The sequence below is a fragment of the uncultured Enterovirga sp. genome (assembly GCF_964242715.1).
Lineage (GTDB): Bacteria > Pseudomonadota > Alphaproteobacteria > Rhizobiales > Beijerinckiaceae > Enterovirga.
This window is the reverse complement of record NZ_CAXTAZ010000056.1, coordinates 22,861-32,485: the sequence shown is the minus strand read 5'-3', so window position 1 is coordinate 32,485 and position 9,625 is coordinate 22,861. Positions and strand designations below refer to the sequence as shown.

Sequence of the window (9,625 nt, the reverse complement as noted above, 5' to 3'; positions counted from 1 at the left end):
CCGAGATCGATGCCGTTGACGATGTTGCCCCATTGGTCGGAGCCGCCCATCTGCATGCGGACGCCGTAGCGGCGATGCAGCTCCACGAAGTCGTAGGATTGGAGAAGCATGTAGTTGAATTCGATGAAGGACAGCTCGTGATCGCGCTCCAGCCGGAGCCGCACCGAATCCATCGACAACATGCGGTTGATCGAGAAATGGCGTCCGACGTCGCGCAGGAACTCGATGTAGTTCAGCGGTGTCAGCCATTCCGCGTTGTCGGCCATCACTGCCTCGTGGCCGCTCTCGCCGAAGCCGAGAAAGCGCGAGAAGACCCGGCCGATCCCAGCCTTGTTCGCCTCGATCTGGTCGAGGGTTAGGATCTTGCGCGTCTCGTCGCGTCCCGACGGGTCGCCGACGCGGGTCGTGCCGCCGCCCATCAGCACGATCGGCCGGCCGGCCCTGGTCTGCTGCAGCCAATGCAGCATCATGATCGAGACGAGGTGGCCGACATGGAGCGAGGGGGCCGTGCAATCGTAGCCGACATAGGTCGTGAGCCGGCCCTCGCGCGCGAGCGCGTCGATGCCGCCGACGTCGGAGCTCTGGTGGATGAAGCCGCGCTCGGTCAGCACGCGCAGGAAGTCGGAGGTGGGGGCGGTCATCGCGGTCGGTTCTCGATGGGAGGCCGGGCGTGTAACAGCTAAGCGATCGGATTTCGACGGCAGGCACGCGCATGAGGCGCTTCATCGGATTGATGAGCGGAACGTCGATGGACGGCGTCGACGCGGCGCTTGTCGAGACGGACGGACATGGGATCAAGGTCGTCGCGAGCCCGAACGGCCATGTCGAGATCGTCGGCGGGACGCACGCGATCGACTATTCCGAGTCCGAGACGAAGCTCCTCGTTCGCGCCAAGGAAGAGGCCCGGCAGAGCGTGACCGAGCGCGGGCAGCGGCCGGGCTGCCTCACTGAAGCCGAGGCCTTCGTCACCCGTATCCATGCCGAAGCGGTCGAGGCCCTCCTCGCCCGGGAGGGGCTGCGGCCGGAGGATATCGCGGCGGTCGGCTTCCACGGCCAGACCGTCCTGCACCGGCCCGAGGACCGGCTCACCGTGCAGATCGGCGACGGCTCTGCCTTGGCCAAGCGCCTCGGCATCCCGGTCGTCTACGACTTCCGGGCCGCCGACGTCGCGGCGGGCGGGCAGGGCGCGCCTCTGGTGCCGGTCTTCCACCGGGCGCTGGCGGAAAGCTCCGGCTATGGGTTGCCGCTTGCCGTCCTGAACATCGGCGGGGTCGCGAATGTGACGCTGATCGGGCCGGGCGATGAGCTGCTCGGTTTCGACACGGGCCCCGGCAACGCCCTCCTGAACGATCTGTTGGTCGAGCGGCGGGGCGAGCGGCTCGACCGAGACGGCGCCACTGCGGCACGCGGCGTGGCGGATGAGGATCTCGTCGGCTGGATGCTGTCGCATCCCTATTTTGCGACATCGCCGCCGAAATCGCTCGACCGCGACGCGTTCTCGCACCGGATGGTGGCGACGCTCGGTGTCGAGGATGCGGCCGCGACGCTCGCCGCCTTCACGGTCGGCGCAATCCGGCTTGCGTTACGATGGGCGCCCGAGCCGCCCCGGCGCTGGATCGTCGGGGGAGGCGGAGCCAAGAACCCGTACCTGATGGCAGGTCTGCGGGCGGCGCTGCAGACGGAGGTCGTCTCGGCCGACGAGATCGGCTGGTCGACGGACTTCCTCGAGGCCCAGGCCTTCGCCTATCTGGCCGCGCGCCGGCTCAGGGGGCTGCCGATCACCTTCCCGGGCACTACGGGTGTCGCCCAGGCGATGACGGGCGGGGCATTGGCAGCGCCGCGGTGACACCGGGCACCACGTCAGGTCGCCAACGCCCCGAGCAGGATTGAGACGGACACACCGCCCAGCACACTGCGGACCGCATGGAGCCGGCCCCAGCGTTGAACGAGCGAGCGGATCGAAGAGCCTGCACCGCCGGCTGGAAGGGCCTTCAGCGCCCGGTTCACTGGCATGATGACGACGACCGTGAAAGGCCAGTTCGCCAGCAGCACCAGCCCGCCCAAAAGGTAGGCCGGTCTTCCGGTCTGCCACCAGGCAATAGCCGCCAGCATGAAGCCGAGGATCGCAAGCGAAGCCTGCATCACCTGGCCTCGCTCATAGGCAATGGCCCATTCGCGCAGGAGCGAAACGTCGTCGAGCGCGAGCCGGGCTGGCTGTTCGGCGACGTTGATATAGATGGCGGCCCCCGTGAAGAGGGAGGCGGCGACGAGGGACAAGAGGCCCGCGATCATCGCCGGTTCCTCAGCGAGCCCCCCGACCTAAGCTGCCGCGTCTTCCCGCTTGCCCAGGCGCTTGTCGAGATAGGTGTCGACCGTGGTCATCAGGTCGTCGACCTTGCCGTCGAAGAAGTGGTTGGCGCCGTCGACGAGTTGGTGCTCGATCTGGATCCCCTTCTGCGTCTTCACCTTCTCGATCACGGCCATCACCTCGCGATGCGGGGCGACCCGGTCCTCGGCGCCGTGGACGAAGAGGCCGGAGGAGGGGCAGGGCGCCAGGAAGGTGAAGTCGAACCGGTTGGCCGGGGCGGCGATCGAGATGAAACCCTCGATCTCCGGGCGGCGCATCAGGAGTTGCATGCCGATCCAGGCGCCGAAGGAGACGCCCGCGATCCAGCATGTGCGGGCGTCCGGGTTGACGGACTGAGCCCAATCGAGCGCGGCGGCGGCGTCCGACAGCTCGCCCTGGCCGTGGTCGAAGGATCCCTGGCTCCGTCCGACACCCCGGAAGTTGAAGCGGAGCGCCGAGAAGCCCCTGTTCAGGAAGCCGTAGAAAAGGTTGTAGACGATCTGGTTGTTCATCGTCCCGCCGAATTGCGGATGCGGATGCAGCACGATGCCGATCGGCGCGCCCTTGTGCTTGGCGGGCTGGTAACGACCCTCGATGCGACCGGCGGGACCGGTGAACATCACCTCTGGCATGCTGCGAACTCCGATGCGGTCCAGCGCTCGAACCAGGTGACCGACGGCCAATGCGGCGCGCCTTGACTTCCCCGGGGGGAGGTCCCAGAACACCTTAGAACGGTTCTAACGACTTGGAATGGTTCTAAACTAGGTCTCGCCAACCCCACCGGCCTGTGCGCAATGGCAAGCGGAAGGGTGTCGAGGTGACCTGTTCGATATCACGTCTTGAGGGCGTGATTGCAAGTTTTTCGTGAGCCGGCCTGGCCGTTCGCCTCGTCGGTCGCGCCTCGGGACCATCGCTGCCGGATGAGTGTCGCCCGCTCCTATCTCGACCACAACGCGACCGCGCCGATGCGGCCCGAGGTCGTGGCGGCGTGCCTCGATGCCTTCCGGGTCGGCAATCCCTCCTCGGTGCATGACGAGGGCAGGCGGGCGCGATCGCGAATCGATGCGGCACGGGCGAAGGTTGCGGCGCTCGTCGGCGCACAGGCGAACGAGGTGACGTTTACGAGCGGCGGGACGGAGGCCAACAACACGGCTCTTCGTCCGGGCGCGCTCCGGACGCGTGACGGACAGTCCGTCCGCCGCCTTCTCGTCGGCGCCACCGAGCATCCGTCCGTCTTGTCGGGCCACGGCTTTGCCGAGACGGATGTCGAGCTGCTGCCGGTGGACCGATCGGGGCTGGTCGATCTCGCAGATCTCCGCACCCGTCTTCGTTCCGGAGCGCCGGCGCTGGTGTCCATCCAGCTCGCGAATTCGGAGACCGGCATTCTGCAGCCGCTTCGCGTTATCTGCGACATCGCGGCGGAGGCCGGCGCCGTGGTCCATGCGGACGCGGTTCAGGCGGCAGGCCGCATTCCGGTCGACATGGGTGCGCTCGGGCTCGATGCCCTGACCCTCTCCGCACACAAACTTGGCGGGCCCATGGGCATCGGCGCTCTCGTTGTCCGGTCCGGCCTTGGCGGTCCCGGTCCCGCCTTTGTCACGGGAGGAGGGCAGGAGCGCGGCCGTCGCGGAGGGACCGAGAACGTCCCCGGTTGCGTCGGCTTCGGCGTCGCGGCCGTGATCGCAGCACGGGATCTGTCGCGCGAGGCGCCGCGGCTTCGGGCGCTTCGGGACGATGCGGAGAGCGGTGTCCGCCGTCTCGCGCCCGAGGCCATCGTCTTTGGCGAGGGTGCCGAGCGCCTGTCGAACACGCTGAGCTTCGCCGTGCCGGGCGTCAGGGCAGAGACGGCTCTGATCGCGCTCGACCTCGCCGGCGTCGCGCTGTCCTCGGGATCGGCCTGTTCATCAGGCAAGGTCGACCGATCGCATGTGCTCGCCGCGATGGGGGTTGCCGACGATCTTGCGCGCGGCGCGCTCCGGGTCAGTCTCGGATGGGACACGCGGGCCGATGACGTCCGTGGCTTCCTCGAGGCCTTCGAAATCATGCTGCAGCGCTTATATCAGCCTGACCGGGCACGCGCCGCATGATCGGGGCCCGAGACAGTTTCAGCCACCCGGCAATCCAGGGGACCCGGGTGGGCCTTGAGGTAGAGACGGCGGCTGCGGTCGCCGATCTGGGGAGAACGTAATGCCTGCCGTGCAGGAAACCATCGACCGCGTGAAGCTGATCGACGTCGATCAGTACAAGTATGGCTTCGAGACGACGATCGAGATGGAGAAGGCCCCGCGCGGCCTCTCCGAGGACACCGTCCGGTTCATCTCGGCCAAGAAGGGCGAGCCCGCCTGGATGCTCGATTGGCGTCTCGACGCCTACCGGCGCTGGCGGACGATGCAGGAGCCGAACTGGGCCCGGGTCGACTACCCGAAGATCGCCTACGAGGACCTCTACTACTACGCCGCCCCGAAGGGCATGGGCGAGGGGCCGCAATCGCTCGAGGAACTCGATCCGGCGATCCTGGAGACCTACAAGAAGCTCGGCATTCCGCTGCGCGAGGTGGCGATGCTGGAAGGCATCCCGGGCTCGAACGTCGCCGTCGACGCCGTCTTCGACTCCGTCTCGGTTGCGACGACCTTCAAGGCCGAACTCGCCAAGGTCGGCGTCATCTTCATGCCCATCTCCGAGGCGCTCCGTGAGCATCCGGAACTGGTGCGAAAATATCTCGGCTCGGTCGTGCCGGTCACGGACAATTTCTTCGCGACCCTGAACTCGGCCGTCTTCTCGGACGGGTCCTTTGTCTACATCCCGCCGGGCGTGCGCTGCCCGATGGAGCTGTCGACCTATTTCCGCATGAACGAGCGCGAGACCGGGCAGTTCGAGCGCACGCTGATCATCGCCGACAAGGGCTCCTACGTTTCATACCTCGAGGGCTGCACCGCGCCGCGCCGGGACGAGAACCAGCTGCACGCGGCCGTGGTCGAGCTCATTGCGCTCGACGATGCCGAGATCAAGTATTCGACCGTCCAGAATTGGTATCCGGGCGATGCCGAGGGCAAGGGCGGTATCTACAACTTCGTGACAAAGCGCGGCGATTGCCGGGGTGCCAATTCCATCATCACCTGGACGCAGGTCGAGACCGGCTCCGCGATTACCTGGAAATACCCGAGCTGCATCCTGCGCGGCGACGGTTCGCGCGGCGAGTTCTATTCGATCGCGATCTCGAACGGGAAGCAGCAGGTCGATTCCGGCACCAAGATGATCCACTTGGGCAAGAACACGACCTCGAAGGTGATCTCGAAGGGCATCGCCGCCGGCCGCTCCGACAACACCTATCGCGGACTGATCTCGGCCCATCGCCGGGCCAAGGGCGCCCGCAACTTCACCAATTGCGACTCGCTCCTGATCGGCGACCAGTGTGGCGCGCATACGGTGCCCTACCTGGAATCGAACAACGCCACGGCGATCTTCGAACACGAGGCCACCACCTCGAAGATATCCGAGGACCAGATGTTCTATTGCCAGAGCCGCGGGCTGAACGGGGAAGAGGCGGTCGCCCTTATCGTCAACGGCTTCGTCAAGGACGTGCTCCAGAAGCTGCCGATGGAATTCGCCGTCGAGGCCCAGAAGCTGATCGCGATCTCGCTCGAGGGGAGCGTGGGCTAGCCACCACCTTTCATGGCCGGCTTGTCCCGGCCATCCCGCTCCGGGCGCACGGCACATCGATCGAGATGGCCGGCACAGGCCCGGCCATGACACCGACGAACGGACTGCAAGAGACATGATCGAGATCAACAACCTGGTCGTCCAGATCGAGGACAACCGCATCCTGAACGGCCTGTCGTTGAAGGTCGCCGACGGCGAGATCGCGGCCATCATGGGGCCGAACGGGTCGGGCAAGTCGACGCTGTCCTACGTGATTGCCGGCAAGGAAGACTACGAGGTCCTCGACGGCGAGATCCTGCTCGATGGGCAGAACCTGCTCGAGATGGAGCCGGATGCCCGCGCCGCGGCTGGCGTGTTCCTGGCCTTCCAGTATCCGCTCGAGATCCCGGGCGTGAACACGATGACCTTCCTGAAGGCGACACTGAACGCGCAGCGCCGCGCCCGCGGCGAGGGCGAACTCACGACTCCCGACCTGATCCGGCGCGTTAACGCTGCCGGCGCGAAGCTCGAGATCAACCGCGACTTCCTGAAGCGCGCGCTCAATGTCGGCTTCTCGGGCGGCGAGAAGAAACGGATGGAGATCCTGCAGATGGCGCTCCTCGAGCCAAAATTCTGCATCCTCGACGAGACCGATTCCGGCCTCGATATCGACGCGCTCCGCATCGTGTCTGAGGGCGTGAACGCGCTCCGGGCCGCGGACCGCTCCTTCCTGGTCATCACCCACTACCAGCGGCTCCTGAACCATATCGTGCCGGACACGGTGCATGTGATGTCGGCCGGCCGCATCGTGAAGTCGGGCGGCAAGGAACTGGCGCTGGAGCTGGAAGCGAACGGCTATGCCGACTACCGGCAGCAGCCCGTCGAGGCGGAGGCCGCCTGACATGGGCGCCGTCACTCTCATGCGGACCGCCGCCGAGACGGAACTCGGTCTGCTGTTCGAGCGCCTCAAGGGCGGCCTGCCCGGCGATGTTGCCGTGCGCGAAGCGGCGTTGTCCGGATTCAACGAACGCGGCCTGCCGCATCGGCGCGTCGAGGAGTTCCGGTATTTCGACCTGCGCGCGCTGATGCGCGATGCGCCGCCTCCGGCTGAGAAGCCGGGCCCCGCCGATCTTGCAGTCGCCTTCAGTCAGGCACAGGCCTTCTCCGAGGTGGCGGCCGCCCGGCTTACGATCGTGAACGGCCACCTGGGTGCTGCGGAACTCTCCGAACTCGCGGCCTTCCCGGCCGGGATCGAGGTCCGGCCGCTCGCCGATGCGCTCGCCTCCCGCCATCTTCGGCTGGGCGAGATCGGCGCGGTCGCGACCGCGCGCGAAAACCCCGTCTACCAGCTCAACACGGCCTTCATGAGCGACGGCGCGGTGATCCGCATTACGGCCGGCATGGCCGTCGCCCAGCCGCTGGCTTTGCGCTTCGTCAATACCGGCGAGCGGCCGTTCTCGACCGCGACCCGTTTTCTGGTCGTGGTGGAGGATGGCGCCTCGGTGACGCTCCTCGAGACGCATGAGGGTCCGGACGGGTTGGGCTATCAGCCGAACGACACGGTCGAGTTCGTCGTGGGCGACGGCGCGAGCGTGCGGCATGTCCGCCTCAACCGTGAGGGCTCGGACGTACTCGCGCTTTCGACGCTCACGGCGAAGCTCGGGGCGAAGGCCTCCTTCAACACGTTGAACGTGGTGACCGGCTCCCGGTCGGCGCGTCATCAGGTCTTCGTCACCTTCGCGGGCGAGAATTCGACCGCGCAGATCGACGGAATCACTCTGCTGAAGGGCCGCCAGCACGCGGATGCGACGCTGGTTGTCGACCACGCCGTCCCCCACGGGACGAGCCGCGAGAGCTACAAGACGATCCTCGACGACGATGCGACGGGCGTTTTCCAGGGCAAGATCATCGTGCGGCCGCACGCGCAGAAGACCGACGGCGCGATGAAGTCGGACACGCTGCTCCTCTCGGACGGCTGCACGATGAACAACAAGCCCGAACTCGAAATCTTCGCCGACGACGTCGTCTGCGGCCATGGCGCCACCTGCGGTGCGCTCGACGAGGACCTGCTCTTCTACCTGAAGAGCCGGGGCCTGCCGAAGAACGAGGCCGAGAGCCTGCTGCTGCAGGCCTTCGTCGGGCCCCCGATCGAGACGGTGGCTCATGAAGGCGTGCGCGATGCACTGGTCGGAATGGTCGAGGGGTGGCTTGCCGCGCGGGGAGCCGTCATTCCGGGGATCGCGTAGCGAGAACCCGGAACCCACGACTCGCACGACGTTTCGGATGTCGGCTGACATCCATGGTCCCGGATCTGCGACGCATCGCTTCGCGCTGCATCGCGTTAGGGATGACGAGGTGGATAGATGAACGCTCCCTTTTCCCCCGACCTCCGGTCGGACCAGGCCTACGACGTCGAGGCGCTGCGGGCCGAATTCCCGATCCTGTCGAAACAGGTCTACGGGAAACCGCTCGTCTATCTCGACAACGCCGCATCGGCGCAGAAGCCGCAGGCCGTGATCGACGCCATGGTCGAGACGATGACGGGCGGCTACGGCAACGTCCATCGCGGCCTGCACTACATGGCCAACGCCGCCACCGAGGCCTTCGAGGGTGCCCGGGAGAGCGTCCGGGCTTTCCTCAATGCCGGCTCGACCGACGAGATCGTCTTCACCCGCTCGGCGACCGAGGCGATCAACCTCGTCGCGGATTCGTTTGGTCGGATGGCGATCGGGGAGGGCGACGAGATCATCCTCTCGATCATGGAGCATCACTCCAACATCGTGCCCTGGCATTTCCTGCGCGAGCGCAAGGGCGCCGTGATCAAGTGGGTGCCGGTCGACGACGAGGGCAACCTCCTCGTCGAGGAATTCGAGAAGCTGATCGGGCCGCGCACCAAGATCGTGGCCATGACGCATATGTCGAACGTGCTGGGCACGGTCGCGCCGATGGCCGACATCATCCGGATCGCGCATGCTCACGGCATTCCCGTGATGGTCGATGGCAGCCAGGGTGCCGTCCATCTTGACATCGACGTGCAGGCGCTCGACGCCGATTTTTACGTCTTCACCGGCCACAAGGTGTACGGGCCGACGGGCATCGGCGTGCTCTATGGCAAGCGTTCGTTCCTGGAGCGGATGCCGCCCTACCAGGGCGGCGGCGAGATGATCAAGGTTGTCGCCTGCGGCGAGGTCACCTATGGCGACCCGCCGCATCGCTTCGAGGCCGGCACCCCGCCGATCATCGAGGCGATCGGGCTCGGCGCCGCCGTGCGCTTCATGGAGCGGGTCGGGCGACCGAACATCCGGGCGCACGAGGCGCGCGTTTCGGCCTATGCCCACGAGCGGCTGTCGGCCATGAACTCGATCCGGATCATCGGCCGGGCCGAGGATAAGGGGCCGATTCTCTCCTTCGAGATGCAGGGCGCGCATGCGCACGACGTCGCGACCGTGATCGACCGGCAGGGCGTCGCGGTGCGGGCCGGCACACATTGCGCGATGCCGCTCCTCGAACGCTTCGGTGCGACCTCGACCTGCCGGGCCTCTTTCGGCCTCTACAACACCATGGCGGAAGTCGATAAGCTGGCCGAAGCCCTGGGCCGGGCCGAGACGCTGTTCGGCTGAGCCCTCACCAGCACGAGAT

General features: G+C 66.5%; 9 protein-coding genes. 6 read left to right on the top strand and 3 right to left on the bottom strand.

Annotated features, from left to right (window positions below; genetic code table 11):
* Positions 1–641 (bottom strand): tyrosine--tRNA ligase (gene tyrS / locus ACFE87_RS21080; protein WP_375461627.1); only part of this gene is annotated, 641 nt, incomplete at its 3' end.
* Positions 642–712: 71 nt separating this feature from the next.
* Between tyrS and ACFE87_RS21075 the strand changes: the two genes are divergently transcribed.
* Positions 713–1,846: an anhydro-N-acetylmuramic acid kinase gene (locus tag ACFE87_RS21075; protein ID WP_375461626.1), complete on the top strand. Its 1,134-nt coding sequence runs from the start codon at positions 713–715 to the stop codon at positions 1,844–1,846.
* 14 nt (positions 1,847–1,860) lie between these two features.
* Here ACFE87_RS21075 and ACFE87_RS21070 read toward each other — a convergent pair whose 3' ends face one another.
* Both ACFE87_RS21070 and ACFE87_RS21065 read right to left on the bottom strand, forming a co-directional pair.
* A complete protein-coding gene (locus ACFE87_RS21070; protein WP_375461629.1) occupies positions 1,861–2,289 on the bottom strand; it encodes a DUF1772 domain-containing protein in 429 nt (142 codons plus the stop codon).
* A 30-nt stretch (positions 2,290–2,319) separates the two neighbouring features.
* On the bottom strand, positions 2,320–2,979 hold the full coding sequence (locus ACFE87_RS21065) for an alpha/beta hydrolase (RefSeq protein WP_375461625.1): 660 nt from the start codon (positions 2,977–2,979) through the stop codon (positions 2,320–2,322).
* Positions 2,980–3,267: 288 nt separating this feature from the next.
* On the opposite strand from ACFE87_RS21065, the gene ACFE87_RS21060 reads away from it, so the two are divergent.
* The 5 genes from ACFE87_RS21060 to ACFE87_RS21040 all read left to right on the top strand — a co-directional run bounded on the left by ACFE87_RS21060 (position 3,268) and on the right by ACFE87_RS21040 (position 9,606).
* Positions 3,268–4,434 carry a cysteine desulfurase family protein gene (locus ACFE87_RS21060; protein ID WP_375461624.1) on the top strand — a complete coding sequence of 389 codons (1,167 nt, stop codon included), beginning with the start codon at positions 3,268–3,270 and terminating at the stop codon, positions 4,432–4,434.
* Between the two features lie 100 nt (positions 4,435–4,534).
* Complete coding sequence (gene sufB, locus ACFE87_RS21055) at positions 4,535–6,007, top strand: Fe-S cluster assembly protein SufB (protein ID WP_375461623.1); 1,473 nt, start codon at positions 4,535–4,537, stop codon at positions 6,005–6,007.
* A 115-nt stretch (positions 6,008–6,122) separates the two neighbouring features.
* On the top strand, positions 6,123–6,887 hold the full coding sequence (gene sufC / locus ACFE87_RS21050) for a Fe-S cluster assembly ATPase SufC (protein ID WP_375461622.1): 765 nt from the start codon (positions 6,123–6,125) through the stop codon (positions 6,885–6,887).
* A 1-nt stretch (position 6,888) separates the two neighbouring features.
* Positions 6,889–8,232 (top strand): Fe-S cluster assembly protein SufD, encoded by a 1,344-nt coding sequence (gene sufD, locus ACFE87_RS21045; protein ID WP_375461621.1) that lies wholly within the window; start codon positions 6,889–6,891, stop codon positions 8,230–8,232.
* Positions 8,233–8,349: 117 nt separating this feature from the next.
* Positions 8,350–9,606 (top strand): cysteine desulfurase, encoded by a 1,257-nt coding sequence (locus ACFE87_RS21040; protein WP_375461620.1) that lies wholly within the window; start codon positions 8,350–8,352, stop codon positions 9,604–9,606.
* The last annotated feature ends 19 nt before the right edge of the window (positions 9,607–9,625 follow it).

Bases quoted from the DNA above. Each gene is read 5' to 3' on its own strand.
- ACFE87_RS21060 (WP_375461624.1), top strand. From the start codon at position 3,268: ATGAGTGTCGCCCGCTCCTATCTCGACCACAACGCGACCGCGCCGATG.
- ACFE87_RS21065 (WP_375461625.1), bottom strand. From the start codon at position 2,979: ATGCCAGAGGTGATGTTCACCGGTCCCGCCGGTCGCATCGAGGGTCGT.
- sufD (WP_375461621.1), top strand. From the start codon at position 6,889: ATGGGCGCCGTCACTCTCATGCGGACCGCCGCCGAGACGGAACTCGGT.
- ACFE87_RS21040 (WP_375461620.1), top strand. From the start codon at position 8,350: ATGAACGCTCCCTTTTCCCCCGACCTCCGGTCGGACCAGGCCTACGAC.
- sufB (WP_375461623.1), top strand. From the start codon at position 4,535: ATGCCTGCCGTGCAGGAAACCATCGACCGCGTGAAGCTGATCGACGTC.
- sufC (WP_375461622.1), top strand. From the start codon at position 6,123: ATGATCGAGATCAACAACCTGGTCGTCCAGATCGAGGACAACCGCATC.
- ACFE87_RS21075 (WP_375461626.1), top strand. From the start codon at position 713: ATGAGGCGCTTCATCGGATTGATGAGCGGAACGTCGATGGACGGCGTC.